Source organism: Leifsonia sp. AG29, assembly GCF_009765225.1.
Lineage (GTDB): Bacteria > Actinomycetota > Actinomycetes > Actinomycetales > Microbacteriaceae > Leifsonia.
Map to the genome: position 1 here is coordinate 1,928,288 of NZ_VMSF01000001.1, position 16,235 is coordinate 1,944,522.

Annotated in this window: 15 protein-coding genes; 4 read left to right on the forward strand and 11 right to left on the reverse strand. The window is 69.1% G+C overall.

Annotation, left to right across the window (positions count from 1 at the left end; all coding sequences use genetic code 11):
• Window positions 1–71: 71 nt before the first annotated feature.
• Complete coding sequence (locus FPT20_RS09295; RefSeq protein WP_158864633.1) at window positions 72–887, forward strand: putative RNA methyltransferase; 816 nt, start codon at window positions 72–74, stop codon at window positions 885–887.
• Window positions 888–987: 100 nt separating this feature from the next.
• On the opposite strand, the gene FPT20_RS09300 is transcribed toward FPT20_RS09295, so the two are convergent.
• From FPT20_RS09300 to FPT20_RS09320, 5 genes are all read right to left on the reverse strand, one after another.
• Window positions 988–1,410, reverse strand: coding sequence for a cytochrome c oxidase subunit 4 (locus tag FPT20_RS09300; RefSeq protein ID WP_158864635.1), 423 nt, complete (start codon window positions 1,408–1,410; stop codon window positions 988–990).
• 3 nt (window positions 1,411–1,413) lie between these two features.
• The gene (gene ctaD, locus FPT20_RS09305) at window positions 1,414–3,162 is read right to left on the reverse strand and encodes an aa3-type cytochrome oxidase subunit I (protein WP_158864637.1); all 1,749 of its coding nucleotides are present in this window, start codon (window positions 3,160–3,162) and stop codon (window positions 1,414–1,416) included.
• Window positions 3,163–3,187: 25 nt separating this feature from the next.
• Window positions 3,188–4,075: an aa3-type cytochrome oxidase subunit II gene (gene ctaC / locus FPT20_RS09310; protein ID WP_158864639.1), complete on the reverse strand. Its 888-nt coding sequence runs from the start codon at window positions 4,073–4,075 to the stop codon at window positions 3,188–3,190.
• Between the two features lie 147 nt (window positions 4,076–4,222).
• Window positions 4,223–4,579: an iron-sulfur cluster insertion protein ErpA gene (gene erpA, locus FPT20_RS09315; protein WP_158864640.1), complete on the reverse strand. Its 357-nt coding sequence runs from the start codon at window positions 4,577–4,579 to the stop codon at window positions 4,223–4,225.
• Between the two features lie 77 nt (window positions 4,580–4,656).
• Window positions 4,657–6,096 (reverse strand): dipeptidase, encoded by a 1,440-nt coding sequence (locus tag FPT20_RS09320; protein ID WP_158864642.1) that lies wholly within the window; start codon window positions 6,094–6,096, stop codon window positions 4,657–4,659.
• A 42-nt stretch (window positions 6,097–6,138) separates the two neighbouring features.
• Here FPT20_RS09320 and FPT20_RS09325 point away from each other — a divergent pair, with 42 nt between their 5' ends.
• Together FPT20_RS09325 and FPT20_RS09330 are read left to right on the forward strand one after the other, a co-directional pair.
• Entirely contained in the window at window positions 6,139–6,735 is a 597-nt protein-coding gene (locus tag FPT20_RS09325) for a DUF3043 domain-containing protein (protein ID WP_158864644.1), read from the forward strand.
• Between the two features lies 1 nt (window position 6,736).
• Complete coding sequence (locus FPT20_RS09330) at window positions 6,737–7,666, forward strand: ribonuclease HI family protein (RefSeq protein WP_158864646.1); 930 nt, start codon at window positions 6,737–6,739, stop codon at window positions 7,664–7,666.
• Here the strand turns inward: FPT20_RS09330 and FPT20_RS09335 are convergent.
• The 3 genes from FPT20_RS09335 to hisD are packed head-to-tail and all read right to left on the reverse strand — an operon-like array spanning window position 7,634 to window position 10,534.
• Complete coding sequence (locus FPT20_RS09335) at window positions 7,634–8,677, reverse strand: quinone-dependent dihydroorotate dehydrogenase (protein WP_158864649.1); 1,044 nt, start codon at window positions 8,675–8,677, stop codon at window positions 7,634–7,636. The two genes, FPT20_RS09330 and FPT20_RS09335, sit on opposite strands and share 33 nt — an antisense overlap.
• A 47-nt stretch (window positions 8,678–8,724) precedes the next feature.
• Window positions 8,725–9,198, reverse strand: coding sequence for a transcriptional regulator NrdR (nrdR, locus tag FPT20_RS09340; RefSeq protein ID WP_158864651.1), 474 nt, complete (start codon window positions 9,196–9,198; stop codon window positions 8,725–8,727).
• Window positions 9,199–9,226: 28 nt separating this feature from the next.
• On the reverse strand, window positions 9,227–10,534 hold the full coding sequence (gene hisD, locus FPT20_RS09345) for a histidinol dehydrogenase (RefSeq protein WP_158864653.1): 1,308 nt from the start codon (window positions 10,532–10,534) through the stop codon (window positions 9,227–9,229).
• A gap of 55 nt (window positions 10,535–10,589) precedes the next feature.
• On the opposite strand from hisD, the gene FPT20_RS09350 reads away from it, so the two are divergent.
• The gene (locus FPT20_RS09350) at window positions 10,590–11,108 is read left to right on the forward strand and encodes a flavin reductase family protein (RefSeq protein WP_158864654.1); all 519 of its coding nucleotides are present in this window, start codon (window positions 10,590–10,592) and stop codon (window positions 11,106–11,108) included.
• Window positions 11,109–11,142: 34 nt separating this feature from the next.
• On the opposite strand, the gene dnaE is transcribed toward FPT20_RS09350, so the two are convergent.
• From dnaE to lspA, 3 genes are all read right to left on the reverse strand, one after another.
• On the reverse strand, window positions 11,143–14,616 hold the full coding sequence (gene dnaE, locus FPT20_RS09355) for a DNA polymerase III subunit alpha (protein ID WP_233265631.1): 3,474 nt from the start codon (window positions 14,614–14,616) through the stop codon (window positions 11,143–11,145).
• A gap of 109 nt (window positions 14,617–14,725) precedes the next feature.
• Window positions 14,726–15,646 (reverse strand): RluA family pseudouridine synthase, encoded by a 921-nt coding sequence (locus FPT20_RS09360; protein ID WP_158864658.1) that lies wholly within the window; start codon window positions 15,644–15,646, stop codon window positions 14,726–14,728.
• Window positions 15,647–16,207 (reverse strand): signal peptidase II, encoded by a 561-nt coding sequence (gene lspA, locus FPT20_RS09365; protein ID WP_233265632.1) that lies wholly within the window; start codon window positions 16,205–16,207, stop codon window positions 15,647–15,649.
• Window positions 16,208–16,235: the final 28 nt, after the last annotated feature.

A 16,235-nucleotide genomic window follows, 5' to 3' on the forward strand; every position in this document is an offset into this window, starting at 1 on the left:
AGCGCCGGCGCGGATCATCGCGCCGGCGCTTCTGTGTTCCCCCCGCCCGCATCCCTCGGAGGACCCTGACCGTGGCCGCTGACCTCGACCGGCTCGCTGCATGGTTGCGCTGTCCGGTCTGCACGGCCGACCTCCGGCCCGTCGACCGGCTCACACTCGGCTGTGGCAACGGACACCGCCACGACGTCAACAAGCGCGGCTACGTCGCGCTCCTCGGCAGCGGAACGAGCCACGTCGGCGACACGGCGGACATGCTCGATGCACGCGAGCGCGTACTCGAGGGGGGCGCCTACTCCCCCATCGCCGCCGCAGTTTCTGCTGCCTGCTCGGGTGAGCACATCGTCGACGCAGGCGCCGGGACCGGCTACTACCTTCGTGCGGCCCTGCCAGGCCGACCGGGTGCTCACGGATTGGCGATGGACCTGTCCGCTCAGGCTGTGGCTCGTGCCGTGCGCTCCTCAGACCGCATCGACGGGCTCGTCGCCGACACGTGGCGCCCATTGCCGATACGCTCCGGCGTTGCCGATGTCGTGCTCGACGTGTTCGCCCCACGGAATCTTCCGGAGTTCCAGCGAGTTCTCCGGCCGGACGGTCGCCTCGTCGTCGTGGTGCCGCGCGCCGACCATCTCGGATCGCTGCGAGAGACGGGCACGATGCTCGACATCCCCTCCGACAAGGCAGATGACGTCATCCACGCCTCAGAGACGCTGTACGCCCTCCTCCGTCGCGAACACGTCGCCTACGACCTGCCGCTGACGGATGACCTCCGAACCGCTCTGATCGCCATGGGGCCGTCGGCTCGGCATGCTTCCCGACACACCGCGGAGCCCGTCACCGTGGGGAGCACGCGGGTCTCCGTCGACGTCCTGCTGTTCTCGCGGCGCTGACACGCATCGCTCCCGCCGCAGAAGAGTCCGCAGCGTTCCTTGTGCACAACGGCAAAGGGCCGCCTCCCGAGGGAGACGGCCCTGCAGTCGCTGGTGCGACTCAGCGAGCGAAGTAGCCGCGGTAGTACTCGTAGACCCAGCCCACGATGCAGACGACGCTGAACGCGACACCGATGAAGCAGATCCAGATCCCGACGGCGAGACCGAGCATCACGAGACCCGCGCCGAAGGCCAGAGAGACCGGCCACCAGCTCCACGGGCTGAAGTGACCCAGCTCCGGGTCGCCGTCGTCGATGTTGGCGTCGAGACGGTCCTCGGGCAGTTCGCCGCCCTGGGAGGCGTGCGAGCGGCCCACGTAGAACGCGATGAACGCGGCGAGAATCGCACTGAGGACGAGCGCCACCGTACCCACCCACTCCACGTTGCGGTGGAACGGGTCAATGAGGTTCCAGAGGGTGTAGACGATCGCAGACAGAACGAAGAACGCGGAGAGGATCCAGAAGAGGATCGCGTTGGTTCTCATCGGTTACCGCACCTCGTCATTCGCGATGTCGTGCACAGGAGCCTCCGGGGCGTCCTTCGCGGGACCGACGCCGATCGGGATGCCCGCCTCGGGGTGGTTGAGATCGAACGCCGGCGACTCCGAACGGATCCGGGGGATCGACGTGAAGTTGTGGCGGGGCGGCGGGCAGCTGGTGGCCCACTCGAGCGAGCGGCCGTAGCCCCACGGGTCGTTCACGGTGACCTTCGGCGCGTTGCGCGCTGTGAGGTACACGTTGACGAAGAACGGGATCATCGAGATCGCGAGGATGCCCGCGCCGATCGAGGAGACCTGGTTCATCCACGTGAAGCCGTCGCTCGGAAGGTAGGTGGCATAGCGTCGGGGCATGCCCACCACACCGAGCCAGTGCTGGATCAGGAAGGTGGTGTGGAACCCGATGAACAGCAGCCAGAAGTGCCACTTGCCGAGACGGTCGTTGAGCATCTTGCCCGTCCACTTCGGCCACCAGAAGTAGAAGCCGGCGAACATGGCGAACACCACGGTGCCGAAGACCACGTAGTGGAAGTGAGCGACCACGAAGTACGTGTCGGAGACGTGGAAGTCGAGCGGCGGGGAGGCGAGGATGACGCCGGTGAGACCGCCGAAGGTGAAGGTGATCAGGAAGCCGATCGACCAGAGCATCGGCGACTCGAAGGTCAGCGAGCCGCGCCACATCGTGCCGATCCAGTTGAAGATCTTCACACCGGTCGGAACCGCGATGAGCATCGTCATCAGGGAGAACCAGGGCAGCAGCACAGAGCCGGTCACATACATGTGGTGGGCCCAGACCGTGACGGACAGGGCCGCGATGGCGATCGTCGCGTAGATCAGCGTCTTGTACCCGAAGACCGGCTTGCGGCTGAAGACGGGGAAGATCTCCGAGACGATGCCGAAGAACGGCAGCGCGATGATGTACACCTCGGGGTGCCCGAAGAACCAGAAGAGGTGCTGCCAGAGCAGCGCGCCTCCGTTGGCCGCGTCGTAGACGTGCGCGTCGAAGACCCGGTCCGCCGCCAGCGCGAACAGTGCGGCCGCGAGGACGGGGAACGCCATGAGCACGAGGATCGAGGTGACCAGCGTGTTCCACGTGAAGATGGGCATGCGGAACATCGTCATGCCGGGGGCGCGCATCGTGATGATCGTCGTGATGAAGTTCACCGCGCCGAGGATCGTTCCGAAGCCGGAGAGACCGAGCCCGAGCACCCAGAGGTTGCCGCCGATGCCTGGAGAGAACGTCGTGCTCGAGAGCGGGGCGTAGGCGAACCAGCCGAACGATGCGGCTCCCTGCGGGGTGAGGAACCCGGCGACGGCGATCAGCGAGCCGAACGAGTAGAACCAGTAGGCGAGCGCGTTGAGCCGCGGAAACGCGACGTCGGGGGCCCCGATCTGCAGCGGCATGAGCACGTTGGCGAAACCGGCGAACAGCGGGGTCGCGAACATCAGCAGCATGATCGTGCCGTGCATGGTGAACAGCTGGTTGTACTGCTCCTTGGTCTGCACGACCTGCAGGCCCGGCTCGAACAGCTGCGCGCGGATGATCAGCGCCATCACGCCGCCGATCAGGAAGTACACGAACGACGAGATCAGGTACATGTACCCGATCGTCTTGTGGTCGGTCGAGGTGATGTAGTTGACGAAGATGTTGCCCTTGCGCTCGACACCGGAGGCGGTGAGGAACGAGGGCGCGGGCCGGGGGGCCGTCGTCGCGCCGGGTGCCGGTGCTGTTGTCGTCATCGCTGCGTCCTACTCGTTGCGCTGGTCACTTGCCGCCCTGCGGGGCGACCGTGCCGGGGAGGTTCTGGTTGCGGTCGTACTGCGAGCCGAGCTGCCCGTTGTAGCCCTGGTCGCGGAGGCTCTGGATGTGGGCGTCGTACTCCTGCTGCGACACGATCTTCACATTGAAGAGCATGGCCGAGTGGTACTCGCCGCAGAGCTCGGCGCACTTGCCGACGAAGGTCCCGGTGCGCCCGGTCGTCGAGAAGTACATGTAGTTGGTCTTGCCCGGGATGACGTCCTTCTTGTAGAGGAAGGCCGGAACCCAGAACGAGTGGATCACGTCGCGCGAGTCGAGCTGGATGGTGATCTTCTTGTTCTCGGGGAGGTAGAGGGTCGGGACCTTGCCCTCCTGGACCGCGCCGGGGGTCGCGCTGTTGTCGTCCGGCTGGACCTGGACACCCGGGTCGTACACGTTGTCGGAGACGTAGTTGAAGTCCCACGCCCACTGCTTGGCGTAGACCTGGATCTTGAGGTCGGGGTGGGCGTACGGCTGCTCGATCGCGTTCTGGTCGCGGGCGGTGAAGGCGAAGAAGCCCAGCACGAGGATCAGCGGGACGACCGTGTAGAAGATCTCGATCGGCATGTTGTACCGGAGCTGCACGGGGAGGCCGGTCTGGCCCTTGCGACGGCGGTAGACGATGACGGCCCAGAGCACGAGACCCCAGACGATGACGCCGACGATGAGCAGGACGATCCAGCTGGTCACCCACAGGCCGCTGATGCGCTCGGTGTGGTTCGTGACGGGCTGCTCGCCCTCGACGAAGCCCGGGAGGAATCCGTGCAGCTGGGCCTGCGTGCAGCCCGCGAGCGCCACGACGAGCGTCGCGGCGATCGGGATGGCAGCCCATCGGAGACGGCGATTGTGACGCACCGGTGACCTTTCGAGTGACTACTGGGACAGTTCACATCCAACTGTATGTGGCTGTCTCTACCCTACTCCGACTGACACCCGGTTCCGAACACAAAGGGCCGCCCCGAGAGGGGCGGCCCAGTGCGTCGGACTGTGTTATGGACGGGCTCAGTGGAAGCTGTCGCCGCAGGCGCAGGAACCGGTCGCGTTGGGGTTGTCGATCGTGAAGCCCTGCTTCTGGATGGTGTCCTCGAAGTCGATGGTGGCGCCGTCGAGATAGGGCACGCTCATCTTGTCGACGATGACCTCCACCCCGTCGAAGTCGACGGTCGCGTCCCCGTCGAGCATGCGCTCGTCGAAGTACAGCTGGTAGATCAGACCGGAGCATCCGCCGGGCTGGACGGCGACGCGGAGACGGAGGTCGTCGCGCCCCTCCTGCTCGAGCAGGCTCTTGACCTTGGCCGCCGCTTGGTCGGTCAGGCCGACGCCGTGAGCCTTGGTCGCGGTCAGCGTTGTGTCGGTCATGGGACTCCTCACAAGGAAATTCGTCGAGTCGGATCGGGATCCACTGACGATTGTACGTCGCGATCCCGCGAAATCGCTCAGGACAGCGTCCGCCCGTCCAGCCGCGCCAGGAGCAGTGCCTCGGCGAGCACCGCCCGCTTGAACACGCCGAGGTGGAGCGACTCGTTCGGGCTGTGCGCGCGCGTGTCCGGGTCCTCGACGCCCGTGACCAGGATCTGCGCTCCCGGGAACTCGCGGACGAGGTCGGCGATGAACGGGATCGAGCCGCCGATGCCGGTCTCGACCGCGTCCGCGCCCCACGCGTCGGCCATGGCCCGCTTCGCCTCGGTCGCCGCCCAACCCGCCGTGTCCACGAGGAAGGGGTCGCCGAGATCCACATCGTCGATGGCCACGTGGGCGCCGAAGGGCGCGTGGGCCCGGAGGTGCGCCTCCAGGGCCGCGTAGGCCTCGGCGGCCGGCTGGCCGGGGGCGATGCGGGCACTGACGCGCACGGCCACGCTGGGCAGGAGGGTGTTGGAGGCGTTGGCCACGCTCGGCGCGTCGATGCCGGTGACGGTCACCGTCGGCTTCGACCACAGCCGGGAGAGGATCGGGCCCGTGCCGATGCTCGAGACCCCGGGGAGCAGCGCGGCGTCCTCCCGCAGCTGCTCCTCGCCGAACTCGGGCGGCTCCGGAGCGTCGTCGTACGAGCTGAGGCCCTCGACGGCGACGGACCCCTCGTCGTCGTGGAGCGTCGCGAGGAGCTTCACCATCGCCAGCATGGCGTCCGGCGCCGCACCCCCGTACATGCCGGAGTGCGAGGCGTGCTCGAGGGTCGACACGGTCAGCTTGAAGGTCACGTTCCCGCGCAGGGACACGGTCAGGCCCGGGGTGTCGACATCCACGTTGTCGGAGTCGGCGACGATGATCACGTCGGCGGCGAGCGCCTCCTTGTTCTGCTCGAGGAACGCCGCGAAGGAGCGCGAGCCGAACTCCTCCTCGCCCTCGATGAAGACGGCGAGCCCCAGATCGAAGTCGGCGCCCAGCGCCTCGACGATCGCCCGCACGGAGGCGACGTGCGCCATCACTCCGGCCTTGTCGTCGGCCGCGCCCCGGCCGTACAGGCGGTCGCCGCGGACCGTGGGCTCGAACGGCGGCGTGTCCCAGCCCTCGTCCGCGCCCTGCGGCTGGACGTCGTGGTGGGCGTACAGCAGGACGGTCGGACGACCGCCTCGCGCCGGGCGGGAGGCGAGGACCGCGGGCTGGCCGAGCTCCTCCCCCGCGCCGATCGGCGCCCGCTTGATCTCGACCGAGTCGAACACCCCCGTCTCCTCGAGCAGCGCGGCGACCGCCTCGGCGCTCCTCACGACGTTCTGAGGGTCGAAGGCCGACCAGGACACCGAGGGGATCCGGACGAGACGGGACAGGTCGGCGATCGCCGACGGGAGTCCGGTCTCGACGGCCTCGCGGACGCGCGCGTCGACGGCCGCGGCCTCGGTGCCTTCGTGCTCGGAAAGGGTCTGCTGGGAGTCAGTCATGCGGGTAATCTTAAGCGGACCCCACGAACCGAAGGCTTGACGTTGGCGAAACGACAGAACCCGGCCGACGCGGCGCAGCCGCCCGTCGCCGAGACCCCGGAACAGACCGCTGCGCGGCTGTCGCAGGGCAAGGGCGCCCCCACGCCCTCGCGCCGCGAGCAGGAGGCCGCCCGCAAGCGGCCCCTGGTGCCGACCGACCGCAAGGAGGCGGCCCGCGCAGCGCGCCAGAAGCAGGCCGAGGCCCGTGAGAAGGCGCGCCTCGGCATGGCAGCCGGCGACGACCGCTACCTCACCGCTCGTGACCGCGGGCCGCAGCGCCGCTTCGTGCGCGACTACGTCGACGCGCGCTTCAGCATCGGCGAGTTCCTCATCCCGGTGATGCTCCTCGTCATCGTCCTGACGTTCCTCCCCTGGCAGGCCGTTCAGGTGTACGGCCTGTTCGCGCTCTGGGCGTTCTTCCTGATCGCGGTCATCGACTGCGTCCTGCTCGGCTTCCTCGTCACGCGCCGCGTCGGCGAGAAGTTCGGCAAGACGAAGGTCGAGCGCGGTCTCCGCTGGTATGCCGCGATGCGGGCGCTGCAGCTCCGGGTCATGCGCCTGCCCAAGCCGCAGGTCAAGCGCGGCCAGTACCCGAACTGACGTGGCGATCGTCGCCGCGGCCGACGGCTCCGCCCTCGGCAATCCCGGACCGGCCGGGTGGGCCTGGTTCGTCGACGACGCCCACTGGGCGGCCGGAGGCTGGCCCCACGGCACCAACAACCAGGGCGAGCTCATGGCGGTCATCGACCTCCTGGAGGCGACGGCCCATCTCGACGACGAGCTCCACATCTTCTGCGACAGCCAGTACGTCATCAACTCGGTGACGAAGTGGATGGCCGGCTGGAAGCGCAAGGGCTGGAGGAAGGCCGACGGCTCCCCCGTCCTCAACCGTGAGCTGCTCGAGCGGCTCGACCGCGAGCTGACCGGCCGCCGGTACCGGTTCGAGTGGGTCAAGGGCCACGCCGGGCACGAGCTCAACGAGGCAGCGGACCAGCGCGCCCGCGCGGTCGCGCTCGCCTACCAGAAGGGCGACCCGATCCCGATCGGACCGGGATGGCCCGGTGCCGCCCGCGCGGCGGTCGAGGACGCGGATGCGGCGGTCGGAGCCGGCGCACCAGCTGCCGCCACCACAGCTACCGCTGCCGACGCGACGCTGACCTTCGATCTGTTCGACGGCATCTCCGCGGACGAGAGCGACGAGGAGGTGGTCGCCCGGCTGGAGCGCGAGCTCCTCGACCCGGCCGTGCGGTCCGACGCGTCACGTCTCGCCGAGCTGCTCCACCCGGAGTTCGCGGAGATCGGCCGCTCCGGCCGTCTCTGGGGTCGCGACGCGATCATCGGCGAGCTGGCGGACGAGCCGCCCTCGGCCGTCGACCTCCAGGTCCTCGGCGTCGACCGGGTGTCGACCGACGCGCTCCTCCTGACCGCCCGCACCGTCGACCCGCGAGGCGGCGCGCTGCGCAGCTCGCTCTGGGTGCGGAACGGCAACCGGTGGCGGTTACGCTTCCACCAGGGCACGCCGGAGGCGTAGCAGCCCGCGGTTGATCTCCCTGGCCCAGAGCGGCCCGCGGTAGAGGAAGGCCGTGTAGCCCTGCACGAGCGTCGCACCCGCGTCGAGCCGTCGCTGGACGTCTTCCGCGGTCTCGACGCCCCCGACGGAGATGACGCAGAGCTCGGAAGGGACGTTCCGGCGGATCAGCGTCAGCACCTCGAGCGACCGCGCGGCGAGGGGCGCGCCCGAGAGGCCGCCCGCTCCAGCGGCCTCGACCACCGCGGGATCGGTGCGGAGACCGTCCCGCGAGATCGTCGTGTTGGTGGCGATGATGCCGGCGAGCCCGAGGCTCACGACGAGACGCGCGATCGCGACGACCTGCTCGTCGCTCAGGTCGGGCGCGATCTTGACCAGCAGCGGCGTGTCGCCCGCGGCGTCCTTGACGGCGGTCAGAAGGGGCGCGAGCAGCTCCTCCTCCTGGAGCCCGCGGAGGCCGGGAGTGTTCGGCGAGCTGACGTTCACGACCAGGTAGTCGGCGACGGGAGCCAGAGCGCGGGCGCTGGTCAGGTAGTCGGCCGTCGCGTCCTCCACGGCGACGACCCGACTCTTGCCGATGTTGACGCCGAGGACGGGGCGCAGCCTCGACCGGCGGACGGCGAGGAGGCGGTCGGCGGCTCGGCCCGCACCGCGGTTGTTGAAGCCCATGCGATTGATCACGGCGCGGTCGGGGATCAACCGGAACAGCCGGGGCTTGTCGTTGCCCGGCTGAGGGAGCGCCGTGATCGTGCCGACCTCCACGTGACCGAAGCCCAGCTCGCCCAGGCCGAGCACCGCCTCCCCGTCTTTGTCGAAGCCCGCCGCGACGCCGAACGGGGACGCGAACCGGAGACCGAGCGCCTCGACCGCCAGCGAGGGGTCGGGCGCGGTGAAGCGGCGAACGATGGCGCCGAGCCCGATCGCGGGGAGTGCGCGGATCACGAGGAACGCCAGATGGTGCGCCCGCTCGGGATCGAGCTTGGACAGGACGAGGGAGAAGAGTGCGCGATACATGCCGTGTCGAGAATACCGGGCGGGCGCCTCCCCATCCCATCATCGGGTCAGGACGGGGCGTCGACGGGCTCAGCCCGGTGCGCCACCCGCAGCGACTGGATCGCCTCCTCGAAGTCCTCGAGGGAATCGAACGCCTGGTAGACGCTGGCGAAACGCAGGTAGGCGACCTCGTCGAGCTCGCGGAGCTCGGGCAGGATCGCCAGGCCGATGTCGTTCGCCTCGATCTGGGAGGCGCCGGTCGACCGGATCGTCTCCTCCACCTTCTGCGCCAGCACGGCCAGGTCGGAGTCGGTCACCGGACGGCCCTGGCAGGCCTTCCGCACACCGAGGACGATCTTCTCGCGACTGAACGGCTCCACCACGCCGCTGCGCTTGATGACGCTGAGGCTCGCCGTCTCGGTCGTCGAAAAGCGCCTCCCGCACTCGGGGCACTGCCGGCGCCGCCGGATCGAGAGTCCGTCGTCGCTCGTCCGGGAGTCGATGACGCGGGAGTCGGGGTGGCGGCAGAACGGGCAGAACATGAGGGGATTCTACCGGCCGAGCCCGGATCTAGGCCGGGAAGCGGGCCGTGATCGCCTCGCCGTGCGCGGGGAGGTCCTCGGCGCTGGAGAGGGCGACGATCCGGTCGGCGACCTCACCCAGTGCCTCGCGGTCGTACCGGACCACCTGCTGCGGGCGGAGGAACGAGTAGGCGCCGAGACCGGGCGAGAATCTCGCCTGACCGCCGGTGGGGAGGACGTGGTTGGAGCCCGCGAGGTAATCGCCGAGGCTGACCGGCGAGGTCGGGCCGAGGAAGATGGCCCCCGCGTTGTGGATCAGGCCGAGCGTCGCATCCGGGTCCTCCGTCTGGATCTCGAGGTGCTCGGGACCGTAGGCGTCGCTGAACGCGGCGGCGGCCTCGAGGTCGTCGACCAGCACGAGCGCCGACTGGCGACCACCGAGAGCGGTCCGGACGCGTTCGGCATGCTTGGTGGCGGCGGCCACCGTCTCGAGCGCGGCCTCGACGCGGGACGCGAGCTCCGGGCTGTCGGTGACGAGCACGGAGGCGGCCGCCTCGTCGTGCTCGGCCTGGCTCACGAGATCGGCGGCCACGTAACCCGGGTCGGCCGAGGCATCGGCGATCACGAGGATCTCGGTCGTCCCGGCCTCCGAGTCGATCCCCGTCTGTCCGCGGACCACGCGCTTCGCCGCGGCGACATAGATGTTGCCCGGCCCGGTGATCACCTGGACCGGCTCGAGGCCCAGGTCTTCGACGCCGTACGCGAGCGCCCCGATCGCGCCCGCGCCGCCCATGGCGTAGACCTCGTCGATGCCGAGCAGACCGGCGGCGCCGAGGATCACGGGGTGCACCGCTCCCCCGAACTGGCGCTGCGGCGGGCTCGCCAGCGCGACCGAGGTCACGCCCGCGACCTGGGCCGGAACGGCGTTCATGACGACGCTCGACGGGTACACGGCCTTGCCGCCGGGCACGTACAACCCCGCCCGCTCGACCGGCTGCCAGCGCTGCACGATGGTCGCGCCCGGGCGGATGACCGTCTCCGCCGGAGGCGGCACCTGGACCGCGGTCGCGCGGCGGACCCGGTCGATCGCCTCCTCGAGGGCGGCGCGCACCGGGGCGGCCAGCGCCTCGACCGCGGCATCGATCTGCGACTGCGGAACGCGCACCGACTCGGGCACGACGCCGTCGAAGCGCCCTGCCTGCGCGGCCAGGGCGGACGCACCGCGTGCCCGGACGTCGTCGATCAGCTCGGCCGCGACGGCCATCGCCGCCCGCACGTCGACGACGGGACGGGGGACGAGGCGCTCGAAGGCCGCGCGAGTAGGCTGGACACCGCGGAGGTCGATGGTCTGGATCATCCCGACCAGCCTAACCGCTCCCGGAAACCCTCCCCCGAATGGTGTCACGGAACAGATGAACAGCGCAGCGCCGGACCGACCGACCGATCCCACGCCCGACCTCGCGGCCTTCCGGCAGGCGTTCCGCCGTCACGCCGCCGGCGTGGCGGTCATCACCGCTCAGGACGCCGCCGGCGCACCGGTCGGCTTCACGGCGACCTCACTCGCGTCGCTCGCCGCCGTGCCGCCGCTCGCGACGTTCAACATGGCGTTGTCCGCCTCCAGCTGGCCGGCGATCGCCGAGACCGAGCGCGTCGTCGTCCACATGCTCGGCGCCCGCAACAAGGCGGTCGCGGAGATCCTCTCGGCGGACAACACGCAGCGCTTCCTCGGAGACCACTGGTTCCGGGGTCCGCACGGGCTCCCCGTGCTGCGGGACGTCACCGCGTGGATGGTCGGCCGGATCGTCGAGCGCTTCCCGGTGCACAACAGCGCCGTCGTCGTCGTCCAGATCGAGCAGGGCGAGCTGGGACCCGAGGACGCGCCGCTCCTCTACCACGAGCGCCGCTACCACCGTCCCACCGAACTGGGCTGACGGGGACTGGGCTGACTCCGGACTGCGCTGCCGGCTAGACGAGGCAGTTCGGGCCGAGCAGTCCCTTGAGCTCGCCGTAGAGGTCGGGCGTCACGCGCACCTGGTGCCGAGGGAGCTCGTGCATGCGCATCACGCTGCCCTCGATGAGCCCCAGGCGCACCTCGCTGTCACCGCGGTGACGCAGGAAGATCTCATCGAGCTTGCGCACGACATCCGGCGTGGCCCGCTTGTTGGGCAGGGCGATCGTCAGGGTTCCGACATCGTCGACCTGACCGAGGTCGGGCGTCATGAGCGAGAAGGCGTGGAGGTTCATCCCGTCGTCTCGCAGGCTGACCCGCCCGCGCACCACCACGATCGCATCGCCCTGCAGCGCGTGGGAGTACTCCTGGTACGCCTTTCCCATGAACATCACGGTCAGTTCGCCGCCGAAGTCCTCGACCTGGATCATGCCGTACTGATTGCCGGAGGCCTTGGCCACCCGGTGCTGGACGCTCGTGACGAGCCCGGCGATGGTGACCGTCTCGCCGTCCTGGATGCTGTCCGACCCGACGAGGTCGGCGATGGAGGTGCTGGCCAGCTTCGCCAGGGCGAGCTCGAGACCCGCGAGCGGGTGGTCGGAGACGTACAGCCCGAGCATCTCCCGCTCGAAGGCGAGCTTGTCGCGCTTGGCCCACTCGGGTCGGTCGGGGATGTGATGCTGGGTCTGGCCCGGCTCGTCCTCGGCCCAGAGGCTGTCGAAGTCGAAGCCCACGTCCCCGTTGGCCTCGCTCCGCTTGATCTTGACGGCCGACTCGACCGCGTCTTCGTGGACCTCCACGAGGGCTCGGCGGGTGTGGCCGAGCGAGTCGAACGCACCCGCCTTGATCAGCGACTCGACCGTGCGCTTGTTCGCGGCGTGGATCGGGACCTTGGTGAGGAAGTCGTGGAACGACTCGAACCGGCCCTTGGCCTCGCGCGCCTCACGGACGCCCTCGACGACGTTCGCGCCCACGTTGCGGACGGCGCCCATGCCGAAGCGGATATCGGAGCCCACGGCGGCGAAGTAGAGGTTGGACTCGTTGACATCCGGCGGGAGCACCTTGATGCCCATCCGGCGGCACTCGTTGAGGTACAGCGCCATCTTGTCCTTCGAGTCGCCGACGCTCGTCAGGAGCGCCGCCATGTACTCGGCCGGGTAATGGGCCTTCAGGTAGGCCGTCCAGTACGAGATGACGCCATAGGCGGCCGAGTGCGCTTTGTTGAACGCGTAGTCGGAGAACGGGAGGAGGATCTCCCAGAGCTTGTTGACCGCCTCCATCGAGTAGCCGCGGTCGACCATGCCCTGCGAGAAGCCCTCGAACTGCTTGTCGAGCTCGGACTTCTTCTTCTTGCCCATCGCGCGGCGGAGGATGTCTGCTTGGCCCAGCGAGAACCCGGCGACCTTCTGCGCGATCGCCATCACCTGCTCCTGGTAGATGATGAGGCCGTAGCTGGTCGACAGGATCTCGGCCAGGGGCTCGGCGAGCTCCGGGTGGATGGGCGTGATCGCCTGCTGGCCGTTCTTGCGCAGCGCGTAGTTCGTGTGCGAGTTGGCGCCCATCGGACCCGGCCGGTAGAGCGCGATGAGGGCGGAGATGTCCTCGAAGTTGTCCGGCTTCATGAGGCGCAGCAGCGATCGCATGGGGCCGCCGTCGAGCTGGAACACGCCGAGCGTGTCGCCGCGGGACAGCAGCTCGTAGGCGGCGCGGTCATCGAGCTCGAGCTCTTCGAGGACGAGTTCCTCGCCCCGGTTGTCGCGGATGTTGTCGAGCGCGTCGTTGATGATCGTGAGGTTCCTGAGCCCCAGGAAGTCCATCTTGATCAGGCCGAGCGACTCGCATGCGGGATAGTCGAACTGCGTGACGATCTGGCCGTCCTGCTCCCGCTTCATGATCGGGATGACATCGATCAGCGGATCGGACGACATGATGACGCCCGCGGCGTGCACGCCCCACTGGCGCTTCAGGTTCTCGAGCCCGAGGGCGGTGTCGAAGACCGTCCGCGCCTCGGGGTCGCTCTCGACGACCGCGCGGATGTCGACGGCCTCCTTGTAGCGCGGGTGCTCCTTGTCGAAGATGCCCGTGAGCGGGATGTCCTTGCCCATGACGGGCGGCGGCATCGCCTTCGTCAGCTTCTCGCCCATCGAGAACGGGAACCCGAGGACGCGGCCGGAGTCTTTCAGAGCCTGCTTGGCCTTGATCGTGCCGTACGTGACGATCTGCGCGACCCGCTCCGAGCCGTACTTCTCGGTCACGTACTTGATGACCTCGCCCCGGCGGCGGTCGTCGAAGTCGACGTCGAAGTCGGGCATGGAGACGCGGTCGGGGTTGAGGAAGCGCTCGAAGATCAGACCGTGACGGAGGGGGTCGAGATCGGTGATCCGCATGGCGTACGCCGCCATGGACCCAGCGCCCGAGCCTCGGCCGGGCCCCACGCGGATGCCGTTGCGCTTCGACCAGTTGATGAAGTCGGCGACGACGAGGAAGTAGCCCGGGAAGCCCATCTGCGAGATGACGCCGATCTCGTAGTCGGCCTGCTTGCGGACCTCCTCCGTGATGCCGTTCGGGTAGCGCTCGGCGAGGCCCTTCTCGACCTCCTTGACGAACCACGTCTGCTCCGTCTCCCCCTCCGGCACGGGGAAGCGCGGCATGTAGTTCGCCGCGGTGTCGAACCGGACGTCGCACCGCTCCGCGATGGCGAGCGTGTTGTCGCAGGCCTCGGGATAGTCGCGGAAGAGCTGGCGCATCTGCTCCGGCGTCTTGAGGTAGAACTCGTCGGCGTCGAACTTGAAGCGGTTGGGGTCGTCGAGGGTCGAACCGGATTGCACGCAGAGCAGGGCGGCGTGGCTCTTCGCGTCGTCGGCGTGCGTGTAGTGGAGGTCGTTGGTCGCCACGAGAGGGAGGCCGAGATCCTTCGCCAGCCGGATCAGGTCGGTCATGACCCGGCGCTCGATGCCGAGCCCGTGATCCATGATCTCGGCGAAGAAGTTCTCTCGGCCGAAGATGTCGCGGTAGTCGGCGGCGGCCTGGCGCGCGAGCTCGTACTGGCCGAGGCGGAGCCTCGTCTGCACCTCACCCGAGGGGCAGCCGGTCGTGGCGATGATGCCCTTCGAGTACCGGCTCAGCAGGTCGCGATCCATCCGCGGCTTGAAGTAGTAGCCCTCGATGGAGGCGTACGACGAGAGCCGGAACAGGTTGTGCATGCCCTCGGTCGTGGCGGCGAGCAGCGTCATGTGGGTGTAAGCGCCCGAGCCGGAGACGTCGTCCTCGCCGCCGTCGCCCCAGCGGACGCGGGTCCGGTCGGTGCGGTGGGTGCCGGGGGTGAGGTAGGCCTCCGTGCCGATGATCGGCTTGATGCCCGCATCGGTGGCCGTCCGCCAGAAGTCGAACGCGCCGAACATGTTGCCGTGGTCGGTCACCGCGACGGCGGGCATGCCCTGCTGGACCGCCGCCTCGACCAGCGGTTTGACCCGCGCCGCGCCGTCGAGCATGGAGTACTCGCTGTGGACGTGGAGGTGGACGAACGAATCGGTCGAGGGCACTGCAACTCCGTGTTGTGGGTGTGGCTACCAGCCTACGTCGGACGGCCGACGCCGGTCGTCACGACGCCCGGAGGACGTCCAGTGCGTGCTGCAGATCGGCCGGGTAGCCGGTCGTGAACGTGACCCACTCCCCGGTCGCGGGGTGCTCGAACGCCAGCTGCACGGCGTGGAGCCACTGGCGGCTCAGTCCGAGGCGCGCCGAGAGCGTCGGATCGGCGCCGTACATGGCGTCGCCGACGCACGGGTGCCGCTGCGCCGCCATGTGCACCCGGATCTGGTGCGTGCGGCCGGTCTCCAGGTGGATCTCGAGGAGGCTCGCGGCGGGGAACGCCTCGATCGTCTCGTAATGCGTGACCGACGGCTTGCCCCCCGCGACGACCGCGAACTTCCAGTCGGAGCGGGGGTGCCTCCCGATCGGCGCGTCGATGGTGCCGCTCAGCGGGTCCGGGTGGCCCTGGACGACGGCATGATAGATCTTCTCCACCGTCCGGTCGTGGAACGCGCGTTTGAGCGCCGTGTACGCCCGCTCGGACTTCGCCACGACCATCAGCCCGCTGGTTCCGGCGTCGAGCCGGTGGACGATGCCCGCTCGTTCCGCGGCGCCGGATGTGGAGATGCGGAACCCGGCGGCCGCGAGAGCGCCGAGGACCGTCGGCCCTTCCCACCCGACGGACGGATGCGCGGCCACCCCGACCGGCTTGTCCACGACCACGATGTCATCGTCGTCGTGCACGATCGTGAGCTCGGGGACCGCGATCGGCACGATCTCGACATCGGCCTTCGGCTGCCACGACACCTCGAGCCACGACCCGGCGGTCAGGCGGTCGGACTTCCCGGCCTCGCGACCATCGACGAGGACGCCGCCGGCCTCCGCGACCTCGGCCGCGAAGGTCCGGGAGAACCCGAGGAGCTTGGCGAGGCCCGCGTCGACGCGCGCGCCGTCCAGCCCGTCAGGAATCGGGAGGGTGCGCGTCTGCATCTACGGCTTCGGGCTCTCGGGCCGCTCGGCGGCCTCGTCGGAGCGGGCGTCGTCGCCGTCATCGCCCGCACCGTCGTCGCCGTGGTCGTCGCCGTGCGTGCGGCTGCCGTCCAGCCCGACGCCGCGGATGGTGAGGATCAGGAACAGCGCCATGCTCGACACGATGGCGACGTCGGCGAGGTTGAAGATCGCCGGGAGGAGCGGGATCTGGAGGAAGTCGACGACATGCCCCACACCGAAACCGGGGGCCCGGAACAGCCGGTCCGTCAGGTTGCCGAGCAGGCCGCCGAGCAGGAGCCCGAACAGGATCGCCCACGCCGTGGAGCGGATGCGCGGCGCGTACCAGATGACGAACCCGAGCACACCCACGCCCACGATCGAGAAGATCCAGGTCGAGCCGCTGCCGATCGAGAAGGCGGCGCCGGCGTTCTTGACGAAGTGGAACTGGAGCAGCTGGCCGAGGACCTGGATCTGCTGGCCCTCGAACAGGTTCGACACGACCAGGACCTTGGCGATCTGGTCGACGAGGTACACGCAGAGCGCCACCACCGCCAGGATCACCAAGGCCCGGACGCTGACCTTGGACCGG